This window comes from Roseibium sp. MMSF_3412, assembly GCF_030733265.1.
In the GTDB taxonomy this organism is placed as follows: Bacteria; Pseudomonadota; Alphaproteobacteria; order Rhizobiales; family Stappiaceae; genus Roseibium.
Map to the genome: position 1 here is coordinate 120,681 of NZ_JASHJI010000013.1, position 13,499 is coordinate 134,179.

At 58.5% G+C, this 13,499-nt stretch carries 13 protein-coding genes and 1 pseudogene; 7 read left to right on the forward strand and 7 right to left on the reverse strand.

The annotated features are described in order from the left end of the window. Positions 1 to 108: 108 nt before the first annotated feature. The 4 genes from RBB49_RS20630 to folE all read right to left on the reverse strand — a co-directional run bounded on the left by RBB49_RS20630 (position 109) and on the right by folE (position 4,373). Positions 109 to 831 (reverse strand): response regulator transcription factor, encoded by a 723-nt coding sequence (locus RBB49_RS20630; protein ID WP_306144777.1) that lies wholly within the window; start codon positions 829 to 831, stop codon positions 109 to 111. A gap of 26 nt (positions 832 to 857) precedes the next feature. Then, on the reverse strand, positions 858 to 2,846 hold the full coding sequence (locus RBB49_RS20635; protein WP_306144778.1) for a PAS-domain containing protein: 1,989 nt from the start codon (positions 2,844 to 2,846) through the stop codon (positions 858 to 860). 412 nt (positions 2,847 to 3,258) lie between these two features. Continuing rightward, on the reverse strand, positions 3,259 to 3,735 hold the full coding sequence (gene hisI / locus RBB49_RS20640; RefSeq protein ID WP_306144779.1) for a phosphoribosyl-AMP cyclohydrolase: 477 nt from the start codon (positions 3,733 to 3,735) through the stop codon (positions 3,259 to 3,261). Next, positions 3,735 to 4,373 (reverse strand): GTP cyclohydrolase I FolE, encoded by a 639-nt coding sequence (folE, locus tag RBB49_RS20645; RefSeq protein ID WP_306144780.1) that lies wholly within the window; start codon positions 4,371 to 4,373, stop codon positions 3,735 to 3,737. Before folE ends, hisI begins: the two co-directional genes overlap by 1 nt. A 387-nt stretch (positions 4,374 to 4,760) precedes the next feature. Here folE and RBB49_RS20650 point away from each other — a divergent pair, with 387 nt between their 5' ends. From RBB49_RS20650 to RBB49_RS20665, 4 genes are read left to right on the forward strand one after another with little or no spacing between them, the layout of a single operon-like run. Beyond that, positions 4,761 to 5,114 carry a nuclear transport factor 2 family protein gene (locus tag RBB49_RS20650; RefSeq protein WP_306144781.1) on the forward strand — a complete coding sequence of 118 codons (354 nt, stop codon included), beginning with the start codon at positions 4,761 to 4,763 and terminating at the stop codon, positions 5,112 to 5,114. A 7-nt stretch (positions 5,115 to 5,121) separates the two neighbouring features. Continuing rightward, positions 5,122 to 6,351 (forward strand): GTP-binding protein, encoded by a 1,230-nt coding sequence (locus tag RBB49_RS20655; protein ID WP_306144782.1) that lies wholly within the window; start codon positions 5,122 to 5,124, stop codon positions 6,349 to 6,351. Continuing rightward, complete coding sequence (locus tag RBB49_RS20660; RefSeq protein ID WP_306144783.1) at positions 6,348 to 7,337, forward strand: GTP-binding protein; 990 nt, start codon at positions 6,348 to 6,350, stop codon at positions 7,335 to 7,337. Before RBB49_RS20655 ends, RBB49_RS20660 begins: the two co-directional genes overlap by 4 nt. Continuing rightward, positions 7,334 to 7,600, forward strand: a complete 267-nt coding sequence (locus RBB49_RS20665; RefSeq protein WP_306144784.1) for a nitrate reductase — start codon at positions 7,334 to 7,336, stop codon at positions 7,598 to 7,600. The genes RBB49_RS20660 and RBB49_RS20665 overlap by 4 nt, the downstream gene beginning before the upstream one ends. A 77-nt stretch (positions 7,601 to 7,677) precedes the next feature. On the opposite strand, the gene RBB49_RS20670 is transcribed toward RBB49_RS20665, so the two are convergent. After that, positions 7,678 to 8,841, reverse strand: coding sequence for an S-(hydroxymethyl)glutathione dehydrogenase/class III alcohol dehydrogenase (locus RBB49_RS20670; RefSeq protein ID WP_306144785.1), 1,164 nt, complete (start codon positions 8,839 to 8,841; stop codon positions 7,678 to 7,680). A gap of 594 nt (positions 8,842 to 9,435) precedes the next feature. Between RBB49_RS20670 and RBB49_RS20675 the strand changes: the two genes are divergently transcribed. Next, positions 9,436 to 9,720, forward strand: coding sequence for a hypothetical protein (locus RBB49_RS20675; RefSeq protein WP_306144786.1), 285 nt, complete (start codon positions 9,436 to 9,438; stop codon positions 9,718 to 9,720). Positions 9,721 to 9,772: 52 nt separating this feature from the next. On the opposite strand, the gene RBB49_RS20680 is transcribed toward RBB49_RS20675, so the two are convergent. Further along, positions 9,773 to 10,378, reverse strand: a complete 606-nt coding sequence (locus RBB49_RS20680) for a TetR/AcrR family transcriptional regulator (protein ID WP_306144787.1) — start codon at positions 10,376 to 10,378, stop codon at positions 9,773 to 9,775. A 114-nt stretch (positions 10,379 to 10,492) separates the two neighbouring features. Here RBB49_RS20680 and RBB49_RS20685 point away from each other — a divergent pair. Continuing rightward, positions 10,493 to 11,419 (forward strand): annotated as a pseudogene (locus RBB49_RS20685) (SDR family oxidoreductase); the annotation flags it as partial. Positions 11,420 to 11,474: 55 nt separating this feature from the next. On the opposite strand, the gene RBB49_RS20690 reads toward RBB49_RS20685, so the two are convergent. Beyond that, a complete protein-coding gene (locus tag RBB49_RS20690) occupies positions 11,475 to 12,227 on the reverse strand; it encodes an SDR family NAD(P)-dependent oxidoreductase (protein ID WP_306144788.1) in 753 nt (250 codons plus the stop codon). A 555-nt stretch (positions 12,228 to 12,782) separates the two neighbouring features. On the opposite strand from RBB49_RS20690, the gene RBB49_RS20695 reads away from it, so the two are divergent. Continuing rightward, the gene (locus RBB49_RS20695; protein WP_306144789.1) at positions 12,783 to 13,466 is read left to right on the forward strand and encodes a hypothetical protein; all 684 of its coding nucleotides are present in this window, start codon (positions 12,783 to 12,785) and stop codon (positions 13,464 to 13,466) included. The last annotated feature ends 33 nt before the right edge of the window (positions 13,467 to 13,499 follow it).

Genomic DNA, 13,499 nt, shown 5'->3' on the forward strand with positions numbered 1-13,499 from the left:
GGCGGGAGGAGCGATCCTCCCGCCTTTTTTGTCCCTACAGTTCGAAGAAGCGGCCGTTCGGATCGGGCCACCGTTCCAAAGCAACAAGGCCCGGTGTCCGGCGCAACGTCAACTCCAGATCACCGCCGTCGCGAACATGTATCCGGACCCGTAGATCGTGCGGATATGCGCGGCCTCGTTCTTGCGGTTGAGCTTCTTGCGCAGCCGCGAAATGCGGACATCGATCGACCGGTCGAGACTTTCGTCCCGGCCGCCATGTTCGAGCAGGTAATCCCGGGTCAAAACGCGCTTGGGTGCGCGCAGCAAGGCTTCGAGCAAGGTGGCTTCGCCGGTCGACAGGAAGGTTTCTTCGCCTTCCGGGGATGTCAGGCAATGGGAGGAGGGACGGTAAGACCAGTCCTCGAACCTGGCGAGATCCACTTCGCCCTGAGCCGGGGTCCGGTCCGAAGACCGGCGCAGGATCGAGCGTATCCGGGCGACGACTTCACGCGGGTCGAACGGTTTGACGACGTAATCGTCCGCGCCCAGTTCGAGCCCCATGACCCGGTCCGTCGAATGGCCGCGCGCGGACAGGACGATGATCGGCACCGAAGAAATCCTGCGGATCTCGTTGATCAATGCCATGCCTTCCATATCGGGCAGTCCGAGGTCGACAATACAGGCGTCAGGGCTTTCGTTGGCCAGGGCGGCCAGCATGGAGCTGCCGGTGGAAAATGTTTCACCGGCCATGTCGAAATGCGACATGGCCTCACGCAGGAGCTGGCCGATTTCCGGCTCGTCGTCCACGATGAAAACGGTCAGTTTCGCCGATGGTGCGAAGCTCTTCTGCAAGACGTTCACGCTCCCGCTTGATCAGGTCAGATGGGATCAGCATTTGGCTGTTCGATCGATTCCAATTGAACAGCCGATGAATTTCGGAGGATCTTCCGGAGCGTCTGCGCCAGCTGATCGTCGGTGAAAGGTTTCGCCAGGACCGGGAACTGGCAGTCCTGTTCGTTGCCCGCAAGGTCGGACCAGTCCGCATAGCCCGACATCAGGGCGATGCCCAGGTCCTTGCGCTCCCGCCGGATTTCCCGCGCAAGCATCAACCCGTTCATCTGGCCCGGCATGATGATGTCACTGAGAACCGCCCTGAGTTCAGGAAGATCGAGGGCAAGAACGCGCGCATCGTCGGCGCTTTCGGCCCTCAGCACAGCGTAACCCAGGTTCTGCAATTGGTCCGTGACCGCGTTTGCAACGTCAGGGTCGTCTTCGACAAGAAGCAGAAGTTCACCCTGGCCGCGCTTCAGATCGCCATCGCCGCTCACCTTGCCATCGGTGTTTCGGGATGCGGCGACCCTGCGATAGGGGAGATACAGCGTCAGGCAGGTCCCTTTTCCCGGTTTGCTTTCAACCGTGACAGCGCCTCCGGATTGGCGAATGAAGCCGTAAACCATGGAAAGACCAAGGCCGCTGCCGGTTCCGAAGGCCTTGGTGGTGAAAAAAGGCTCGAACACCTTGAGGCGGATCTCTTCGTCCATGCCATTTCCCGTGTCGGTCACGGTGATCCTGGAGAAACGGCCGGAAGCGACGCCAAGGTCGTCCGCCTCGCGCTTTTCGACGAAGGTCTCGCTCAGGGCAATCTGAAGGGTGCCGCCATCCGGCATGGCGTCGCGGGCATTGAACGCCAGGTTGATCAACGCGGTTTCCATCTGTGTCGGGTCGATGCAGGCTCCGATGCTGCGGTCGGCCACCTCTGTTTCAAGCCGGATGGAGGAGGGGAGAGAGCCGTCCAGAAGGCTCCCCGCATTGCACACGAGTGTTGCCAGCGACACGGTCTGCGGATCTATCGCCTTGCCGCGGCTGAAGGCAAGAAGACGCTGAATGAGATCCGAACCCCGCTTCGTGGCTTCAAGAACCGGTTCCAGCTTCCGGTCCACATCCGCCTTTTCAAGCGGAGCTTCCATCCGGCTGATCGAGAGCAGGTTGCCCATCAGGATCGCCAGCAGATTGTTGAAGTCGTGGGCGAGACCGCCGGTCAACTTGCCGACGGCATCCATGCGCTGGGACTGAACCAGCGTGGCTTCGGCCTGCTTCTGATCGGTCGCATCGAGTGACAGGACGAAGATCCCGAGCGTCCGTCCGTCCGCAGTCATGTCGGGAATGAGCGTGGATCGCATATAGGCCTTGGTTCCGTCGGGCCGCATGCGCTCATATTCGTAACTGACGGCATTTCCCCTGAAAGCGTGGTCGATATGCGGTTCGAGCTCGGCAAAAAGGTCCGCGCCGACGACTTCTGCGGCCGCACGACCAGCGATGGAGGCGACCGAGTGGCCGAACCAGTCCGCATAGCGGCGGTTGGCAAAACGGAAAACCGGGCCGGGCGACAGATAGGCGATGAGGGCGGGAATGTTGTCGGTGACGAGCCGCAGCCAGTCCTCGCTCTGTTGCAGGGCGCGTGTGCGTTCCTCAACGGTGCGCTCCAGCTTTTCCTGCTTTTTTCGTTCCTCGGTTACATCGGAATAGATCGTGACGAAGCCGCCCTGAGGCAGCGGGGTGCCGGAGACGGCAATGATCTGGCCGTTGGGGCGCACGCGTTCGAAGTAGTGCGGCTCGAACAGCCTGGCACGTTCGATCCGGCGGGCGATCTTGCCTTCGATGTCGCCCTGGCCATATTCACCGCGCTCCGCATTCACGCGGATAAAGGCTTCCAGATGCGAGCCGCGCCGGATGATGTCCTCCGGCATGTCAAGCATGTCGGACAGACCGCGGTTCCAGGCGACCAGCCTGAGGTCGCTGTCGAACACGGTGAAGCCCTGATTGATGTGATCGAGCGCAGCCTGCATCAGATCAAGCTGCGCCTTCAAGTGCTGCGTCTCCTCCATACGGGCAAGACTATACCAACCACCGCGTTTGAGAAGCTGCCTTATCGGACTAGGGTACGGACCCATAAATGACGCCGATTTGGCGGCAGAAATGGCAAAATCTCGGGAGGAAGCGTGTGCGGAGCGGGCTTTTTGCCCGGTCAAGCGCGGTGACGCTGCGAGGAGAGGCCATTTTGCCGTCCTTCGGATTTGGCCGTTTTGGCGATCCGCCACGTCGCGAAAGGCTCGAAAATGAACCACATTTCCTGCGCTTTCACTTCTCGCAGTTAGTCAAAACGATCCAAACCAAATCGGCGTCATTTATGGGTCCGTACCCTAGCGGCGCTATGTCGTAGTGGTGCGCGAAACCGACCGGCGCTCTTGCCTGTCGGTACTGCACGCTGACGCGCGGTTTTTACAACTGCGTCGGGTTCGGTGCATCGCCGTAGACTTCCTTTGGGTCAAAAGCCTTCCCGGTTTCCGTGAAGTTGAGCTCGACCGGGCTGTCTTCCGTCCCGGTGGGGACCGCGCGGTAAAAACACGAGCGGTAGCCGACGTGACAGCTGGCACCGCCATCAACGGCAACACGCAGCCAGACTGCGTCCTGATCGTCGTCAATCCGCATTTCGACCACCTTCTGGACAAGCCCGCTGGTGGCCCCCTTGTGCCAGAGGCACCTGCGGCTGCGGCTCCAGTAGTGGGCCTCGCCCGTGCGGATCGTCCGCAGCAGGGCCTCCTCGTTCATCACGCCCATCATGAGAACGTCCCCGTTTCCGGCATCCGTGGTTACGACCGGCAACAGACCGTTCGCGTCGAATTTCGGCGCAAGAATATTGCCCTCTTCAACCTGTTCAACAGTCTCGCGGGGTGCGAAAGGTTTCTGCCCGGCCATCACGCAAATCCTTCCTTTGAGACAGGGACCGAAGACAGAAAGTCCCTCCTGAGTTCCCGGTCTGTCTGAAATTCTCCGAGAAGCTTCCGCGTCAGCATGGAGACGCCGGGCTTCCTGATACCCCTGGTGGTCATGCACATATGCGAGGCTTCAATGACAACCGCGACACCGCGGGGCTGCAGCACGTCCTGGATGGTGTCAGCGATCTGGGATGTCAGCGTTTCCTGGATCTGCAGACGTTTTGCATAGACTTCGACCACGCGCGCCAGCTTGCTGATGCCGACCACGCGATTTGCCGGAAGATAGGCCACGTGTATTTTGCCGATGATCGGCACGATGTGATGTTCGCAATGCGATTCCAGCCGCATGTTCCGGAGCGCGATCAGATCGTCATAACCGTTCGTCTCTTCGAATGTGCGGGCAAGCAGCTCCGCCGGATCGATCCTGTAGCCCTCGAAAAACTCTTCGTAGGCGCGTGCAACGCGGGCAGGTGTGTCAACCAGTCCCTCGCGGTCTGGATCATCGCCGCTCCATTCCAGAAGTACACGAACCGCCGCCTCGGCGTCCTCACGCGAAGGCCGCAATCCGTGTTCCTTGCGATACTCTGCCATGGCCGCAACACTCGCAGCATAAGTCATACTCTTCGAAACCTCTGTCGTTGAATTTCAAGCTGAACTGCATCGTCTTTGCACAGTCCCCTGACGCCGGTTGCAGCCATGATCCGTAAACCGTGACCCGATCCCTGTGGGAATGACCGCTCCAGGTGGTGACGTTGCCGGTTTGTCTCAACAACAAACCTGCGCGTCCTTGATTTGGACATGATACGATATAACATAACAAATCAAGATTGAAATGGGGCTGAAGACCGATCGGCGCCGAACACGATGCCGAGTGGCATGTCGTTTTGCAGCAGATTTCTTCATATCCGGGACGACGTAGAAGACAAGGGGCAGCTCTTGGGACATGATCCGGCAAAACATACGCCACGGCCTGACACAGGTTGCACGGACGTGGCGCGCGCAACGTTGATACGGTGGACGGAAGAAGTCGCCGCCGGACGTCTGGACGCAATCCTGCAGCTTTATGCACCTGATGCGATCCTCGTGCCGACACTGTCCAACGAGATCGTCGACACCGAGGATGGCCGCCGCCGCTATTTCGAGTTCTTCCTGTCGGATGGACACCCGACCTGTACGGTCAAAAGTGAACAATGCCGGACCGGTCAGAAACTTGGCACCATCACCATCGGCGGGATCTATTCATTTCGTTTTCCAAGATCGACGGGCGAGGAAATCGTTCCGGCCCGGTTCCTGTTCACCTTCGAGGAGTTCAATGCGGGCTGGCTGATCACCGGGCATCATTCCTCCCGCTGCGTTTGAAACCTTCATGGAACAGCAATCCCCATCCAAAAACCGGCAAGCGGGCAATCCAGGGGTCATGGATTTCCCGAACCGCATACCTGTCTTCCTGCTGAGCGGCTTTCTCGGTTCGGGAAAGTCGACTTTGCTGAATGCGTTCCTGAACGATCCCGGCGTTCGGGACACAGCCGTTGTCATCAACGAATTCGGGGATGTACCCGTTGACCATCTGCTCGTTCGCAAGGGCGAAACGACGATCAGCCAAGTTTCAACGGGATGCCTGTGCTGTTCTGATACGACCGACATCCGCAAAACACTCGACGATCTTCAAAGTGCCGCGCAGGCGGGGCTTACGGCAGGTTTTACCCGCGTCATTGTCGAGATGAGCGGCCTCGGAGATCCGGCACCACTGGTCAATGCGCTTTCGCCAGAAAAGACCGGAACCGGGCAAGTTAAAGGCAACACCAGCGCGCCGGAGTATTATCTGGCCGGTGTCGTGACCCTGTTCGACGTGGTCGAGGGAGCCAGTTCCCTCGAGAACCATTTCGAGGCATTGAAACAGATCGCTTTCGCGGACCGTATCGTCGTGACGAAAACAGACGTTGCGCGGGAGCTTGAGGGGCCGCAGGACTTTGGACTGCTGTCGCAGGAACTGCGGGCACTCAATACAAGTGCCGACATCATCGACCGCCGGGAGGTCGCGTTTTCCTCGCTTTTTTCGCCCCGGCCATACGCTGTCGTGGATCAAGGCGAAGATGTTGTCGGCTGGTTGGCGCTTGAAGCCGCAATGGCCCACGAAGCCGGTCACGACACCCGTTCGGAGGAGCCGCAGGGCGAGTCGAGACACGGTGCGGGCATTCGCACCTTCAGCATCGTGAGTGAAACGCCGTTGTCGGAAGAACGGTTTCACCGGTTTCTTGCCCTGCTTCAGAATTCGGCCGGTCAGCGGCTGTTGCGCGTCAAGGGGATCATTGCCAGCCGGGACCGTCCCGAGGAACCGCTGATCGTGCACGCGGTTCAGCACAGCGTGTCCGATCCGGTCCGTCTCGCCCAATGGCCTGACAGCGACCGCCGGACACGGCTTGTGTTCATCACGAATGGTATCGACCCCGATCCGGTGCGGGAACTGTTCACCGCCGTTGTCGACACCAGTCCCATTTCGCTCACGGCATTTTTGAAAAAGGCCGGGCCGGCCTTTGTCGGCTTGATCCTGCGCAGTGTTTCCAACCTCACCCGTCCATCACGGAGGTCACAATGAACGAATTGCAGAGAACACCGGTCACGGTTCTCACCGGATATCTGGGCGCGGGAAAAACCACGCTGCTCAATCGCATTCTCACGGAAAATCACGGCAAGCGATACGCCGTGATCGTCAATGAATTCGGAGATGTCGGGATCGACAACGATCTCGTCGTCGATGCGGACGAAGAAGTCTTCGAAATGAACAACGGATGCATCTGCTGCACCGTGCGCGGCGACCTCATCCGTATCATCGAAGGTCTGATGAAACGCCGAAATCATTTCGATGCGATCCTGATCGAAACGACCGGTCTTGCCGATCCGGCCCCGGTTGCCCAGACTTTCTTTGTCGACGAGGACGTGCAGTCGAAGACCAGGCTGGATGCGATCGTGACCGTTGTCGATGCCAGGCATCTGCTTGTGGAAATCGACAAGGCGCATGAAGCCCAGGAACAGCTGGCATTTGCCGACATCGTGCTCCTGAACAAGATCGACCTTGTCAGCGATGAGGAACGCGCCGAGGTCGAAAAACGGATCCGGCGGATCAATCCGACAGCCGTGATCCATCGCAGCGAACGCTGCCAGGTCCCCCTGGAGAACATACTCGGGCGCAATGCCTTCGATCTGGACCGCGTGCTTGAGATCGAGCCGGAGTTTCTGAAACACTTTCACGACCACGATCACGACGATCATGTCACGAGTTTTTCGCTGCTGAGCGATGAACCGCTCGACCCGCAGAAGTTCTTTCCCTGGATGCAGATGATTGCCCAGGAATTCGGTCCGGACATGTTGCGCATGAAGGGGATCATTGCTTTTGCGAATGATGACGACCGCTTTGTGATGCAGGGCGTCCACATGCTGCTGGAAGGCGATCACCAGCGGCCCTGGAAACCGGGCGAGCAGCGGACAACACGGATCGTCTTTATCGGCCGCGACCTGCCGCAGGATTCGATCGCAGCCGGCTTCAGGAACTGCGTCCATCAGGAAGGCGTTGCGGCGGAATGAGCAAATTCCACAATCCGCTGGCGCCGAAATTCGGCCGGTTGAAGAACAAGTCGTCCGAGATCAAGGCCTGGGTCCGGGAGCTGCTGAACCTGCCAGACGACACGCCGGTCACCGTTGCCGAGCTGGCGTGCCGGGATGAAGGCTGTCCGGACATCGAAACGGTGATCGGCGTGCTTGAACCCGGCAAACCCATTGCGACCTTCAGGGTCCACTTGACGATGGTCGAGGTGACGCGGGCAAGTGTCGCGGAAGCTGTAGGCTAACAAACAGGGCAGCCGGTGGTGCCAAACCAAACCCGCTGCCCTTTTGCGACCAAATATTCAGCCGTGATTTTAGTGTCTTACCCGGTGACGATTTTTCCGGGAAGCGAGTTGACCGTCAGGGTCTCGCTTGGACGGAAGTGAATCACCGAGCGGATCGATTCGCCCGCTTTCAGGAGATCAAACGCGGTGTTGATCTGCTCATGGTTCATGTGATGCGTGATGTAGGGATCGACACTGAAATCGCCGCGCAGCCATTCATCGACCATGCCCGGCAACTGGCTGCGGCCCAGAACGCCGCCGAATGCAGTGCCGCGCCAGACACGGCCGGTGACAAGCTGGAACGGCCGCGTCGCGATCTCCTGTCCGGCGCCGGCCACGCCGATCACCGTGCATTCTCCCCAGCCCTTGTGGCAGGCCTCGAGCGCGGAGCGCATCAGGTCCACGTTTCCGACCGCCTCGAATGTGTAGTCCAGTCCACCGTTGGTCATCTCGACCAGAACGTCCTGAATGGGGCTGTCAAAGTCTTTCGGGTTGATGCATTCCGTAGCGCCAAGCGCCTTGGCGAGCGGAAACTTCGAGGTGTTGATGTCGATGCCGATGATCCGCGAGGCTCCGTTCAGAACGGCACCCTGAATGACGGCCATGCCCACGGCACCAAGGCCGAAAACGCCGACCGTTGAACCGGGCTCGACCTTGGCGGTGTTGCGCACCGCGCCGATGCCGGTCGGCACCGCGCAGCCCATGACAGAGGCTTTGGAAAGCGGCGCTTCCTTGGTGATCTTGGCGACCGATATCTCCGGCAGCACGGTGTATTCGCTGAACGTGCTTGTGCCCATGTAATGGAGGATCTGCTTGCCCTTGTAGGAAAAGCGGGACGTGCCGTCCGGCATCAATCCGGCGCCCTGGGTCTTGCGGATGGTCTGGCAGAGGTTGGTCTTGCCCGACTTGATATAGGGGCAGTCCGGGTCTTCCGGGATGTAAAGAGGGATCACGTGGTCGCCGGGGGCGACCGAGGTGACGCCTTTTCCGACTTCTTCAACAATGCCGCAGCCCTCGTGGCCGAGAATACAGGGAAACAGCCCTTCAGGATCTTCCCCGGACAGCGTGAAAACGTCGGTATGGCAAAGACTTGTGGTGACGATCCGGACAAGGACCTCGCCCTCTTTCGGGCCTTCCAGATCAATTTCCTCGATTTCGAGGGGCTGGTTCGGTCCCCAGGCGATGGCGGCACGTGTTTTCATTCAGGTCTCCCATGATTCATTGCCGTGATTGCATCTGTTGTGCAGAACGCCGGGATGCCTTTTGCGCGTGCGGGAGAGCGGGAGAACACGTGCGTGTCCCTGCGTACCCGTTTTACACAGCATCCCCTTTCAGCATTTCTGCGGACGGATTCCTACCTTAAGGTAACTGTATAACATTACAATTCAAGCAAGCGGAAAGTATGAATTTTGGGACACATCCCGGTATTTTCCGGACGAGATGCCGGCATTGTTCTGGAAAGTGGGACACGCGCAGTGCCCGCGTTCTCACAGGTTCGGCCAGACACAGAGCGGCTGCGCATTCGCCCTCGAGCCGATTGACTCCGGATGTTGCAACATGCGTGACAGTTGCGACAAAGACCTGACCCGGTTCAGTCAGGTGTGAAATTTAATCGTCAAAAGTATCCATCACGGCATGATTGTTTTTGTAATAAAACTTCCCATAAGTAGCAAATACTGGATAAACAACCTCTTTTAAGGTCTTATGTGCTGTTTCTAAGTCGAATGGTTCTTGTGAATATTCCCCTGCGTCATATTCTGTTTTGGTGAAACAAAACAGAAGAGGGGGGGAGCAAAATGGCCGTTTACCGGATTACAGAGTTTTCGTCGCCGGACATGTCCGCGGCAATGACCGCCGCGGAAGGCTTGAGAGCCGACCTGGCTGCGGCAGGTGCGCTTTTCATCGACATCGTGGACTTCGGTGACGGGAACGGGTTGGTTGTCGCGAAATATGGCGATGAAGCCGCCATGGACGCATCCGCCGGGCTTGCGAAAGCGTCTTTTGGAAAAATGGTGCAGGCCGGTGTGATCGACGGGGCTTCCATCCGGCCCAGATCGGGTGCGGTAGCGATCTCCTACTAGATCTTCTCACAGCGGTTCCATCACCTATGGAGGTGTGCCACACTCGGCTCGCCTAGGCGGGCGGACGTTCCGCGTTTGCGCCGTAGTGCGACAGGAACATCGCGACGCAGTCCTGCATGATGCCCTCTGTCTCGGGTTTTTCTCCCATCAGGAATTCCGGCCAGAAGAAGAAGTTCTTGATCAGGGCGAGAAGCTGACTGGCAGCAAATGCCGGGTCCGCTTTTCTCAGGGCTCCTGCCTCCATCGCATCGGCAATCAACTTCGTAACCGGATAATCATGCGCGGCTGCTTCCGCCAGGAATGCGCGCGACCGGTCGAGGTCCCGCAGGAATTCGGAAATGATCATCCGGTTCACCCCGATTGCCTCCTCGTCCGTGATCACCGCCACGTATCGGTTCAAGGCATCAACAAGCTGTTGGCTCAATGACCTGTCCGGATCGTAGTCGACCGGCGGCATGGCGCAATTGCGGGCGAGCATGATTTCCGTGATCGCGTCGAAGAGCTCTTCCTTGCTCTCGAAATGATTGTAGAGCGTGCGGCTCGAAACGCCGGCCCGCTTTGCGATCCGCGTCGTGTTTGCCCCGAGAAAGCCCTGTTCACGGAACTCCGCGATCGCGGCCTCGATAATGTTTTCTCTTTTCTTTTCAGTCAGTTTCACGATTTTGCGTCACTTTTTCGGATAAAAGTAAAATTAGTTGTTTACATTTTTGCGTCGTCATCCTAAATGTAAACTCGAAATTTTACTTTTGCAACTTCAATCCAGGAGACAATCATGTCTACCAAGACCCCTTTCGGTCCGGAAGGCTGGACGCCCGCGCGCATCGGTGACCTGACGGGCAGGACATTTGTCATCACGGGCGCCAATGGCGGCGCCGGTTTCGAGGCAGCACGGATACTTCTCTCAAAGGGGGCGCGCGTGGTGATGATGAACCGCAGCGCCGAACGGTCAGCCGCGGCCATTGACACCTTCAAAGCGGAATTCGGACCGGACGCGGAGGTAAGCTTCGTGCGCCTGGATCTTGCCGTGCTGGCAAGCGTCCGCGAAGCGGCGGCGCAGCTTCTGGAAACAGAAACCCGTATAGATGCGCTCATCTGCAACGCCGCCATCGCGCAGGTGGCCACCCAACAGCTCACCGTGGACGGATTTGAAAGCCAGCTTGGCGTCAACCATTTCGGCCATTTCCTTTTGTGCGCCCTGCTTTTTGAGCGGATCGAGGCGTCTTCGGGCCGCATCGTTGTGGTCGGCAGCAACGGCTACAAGATGGGCGACAATCGTATCCGCTTTGAGGATCTGAACTACGATCAGAATTACTCCGCGTGGAACGCCTACGCGCAGAGCAAGCTGGCCCAGATGATCTTCGGCTACGAATTGCAGCGCCGGGTGCAGGCGGCGGGCAAGAGCGTCGTGGTCCACGTCTGTCATCCGGGTGCGTCACGCACCGGCCTGATCCGGGACACCGCCGGCATCGCTACGCGGCTTCTGGCGGCCATGCTCTCACCACTGGCGCAGTCCGCCGAGCGCGGCTCGTGGCCCGAAGTCATGTGCGCGACGGAAGAGGGACTGGAACCCGCGACCTATTACGGACCGACGCGTTTCGAAATGGTCGGCCCGGTTGGTGTGTGCCCGCTGAAAGAGTTTGTCCTCGATGCGCAGCAAGCCAAAGGATTGTGGGATGTTTCCGAGGAGAAGACCGGCGTACGGTGGCCTGTCTGGACCACCACCTGGTACGGATCCCCCTGCGCACATCCCGAAATCAGATCGATCCTGCCTCGACCATGTAATTGTTGGCCGAACACATGGCGGCATCGTCCGAGGCCAGAAACAGGACCATGCGTGCCACATAGACAGGGTCGATCAGATCCGGGAGGCATTGACGCTTGCGGTGTGCGTCCAGAGCTTCGGGCGTTGCCCAGAGTTCCTTCTGGCGTTCCGTCATGATCCAGCCAGGGACAACGGTGTTAACCCGGATGCGGTGATCGCCGAGGTCCCGCGCCATGGTGCGCGTCAGGCCGTGGACCGCTGCCTTGGCCGTTGCGTAGGACGGGAAACCGCCGCCCGCCTCCCACCAGGAGTTCGATCCCATGTTGACGATCGAACCACCCCCATTTGCGATCATGTCCGGTGCGATTGCCTGGATCGCGAAGAACATGTGGCGGAGATTGGTTGCCTGGCGTTCGTCCCAGTAGTCTGGCGTGACGTCTTTCCAGTCATGACGGTCATCGCGGGCGGCATTGTTGACCAGCACCTGGCAAGGACCGGTTCGTCCGGTCAGTTTTGCAAGGGCAGCCTGCATTGCGGAGATGTCGCGGAGGTCGCAGATCTCGTAGTCGATGTTTTCCGCCGTGGCGGCCAACGCGGCGCTGGCCGTCTCGTCGAGATCTAGGAACCCGACCCGGGCACCCTGTCCGGCGAAGGCCTTGACGATTTCAGCACCGATGCCCTGCGCGCCGCCGGAAACGACCACGCTCTTGTCTTTGAGGCTTGGATAAATGGCGAAGTCCGGCATCGTGTTTCCTGTCCATGTTTGCAATTGGTCGACCGTTTGCGACCAAAGATCACGAGAAACATGTTCGGTGCAAGTTCACCTGTCAGGGATCAACGATGATTTGATCGCCGGGCCTGAAATTCGGCCACCCGGCCATGCGCCCGGCACAGATCAGCCGGGCGGGTACAAAAACCCGGACCCGGCGCTCCATCGCGTTTCCGTGTTCCCGCTGTTACGCGTCTCAGAATTCTCAATAACCTGGTTCTGCATAGGTTCTCCCTCAAAACAAATCGGTTGCAAGCTTGGCCATCAAGCCCGTTTTCCGTTGATCGGTATGAGGAAGAGATGGGCAGTTCCCGTGTGTGGCCCCATGGGGTGATCCCCCCAATTCGTTTCATGCCGCTCGCGTGGAATGTATCAGTATTAATTGCTATTTTTCTTTCTTCGATGGTGAAAAAATAAATTAAACTCCCAACTAGTTCAACAAACTAGCGTATAGTCTCAATAAAAATAAAGGACGGCAATTCATTCTTAAAATCTTTGACTTACCTTCGAAAGAAAATGGAGGTGAAAAACTTGTCCAAAACAAATGCGCCACTTGCCGGAGTTCGCTTGTGCCAAGCAGCGCTTCCGGAAACCCTGTTCCAGAAAGTCGAGGACGCCGTCCGGTCTGCCTTCAGGGAGAAGGTGCGGGGCAAGTCGAGCTATTCAACAACGTTCTGGTATCCGCGCGGTGCGGCGCCGGCCAATGTCGCGGAAGAGGCGATCGCGGTTCTGATGGAACAGGTCGCGTTGCCGCAAGACTGCATCGGTACCGAATGGTGGCTGGGGCGGCTTGGTTATCGCAAGAAACTGAACTTCCATTTCGATCGCGACCTGGTGCGCAGCCGCGAAACCGGGGAGAGCATCTTTCCCCTGCTCGGAAGCGTCTTTTACCTCAATGATTATCCGTCAAGCCCGACGGTACTGACCGATCAGGTGCCGGGTCCGGACGGCAAGTCAAAACAGCCTGCTGACCCCAATCTGACGCTCAGTGTTGCAGCGATCCGAAACAACTACGTTGTCTTTCCGGGAAATCTTTATCATGGCGTCGTGCCGGATCCTTCGATCCCGCACCCGGATGGCAAGACGGCTGAAGAGCCGGCAGAAAAACGGCTGACGCTGCTGGTCAATTACTGGCACCGCCGGCCGTCCGCGCCGATTTGCCAGGACTTCGACGGATCCGTTTATCCATCATTGCGTTTGCCTGTTGCCGCATGACATCCGACCGGCAAGGTACGGCAAGCACAACCC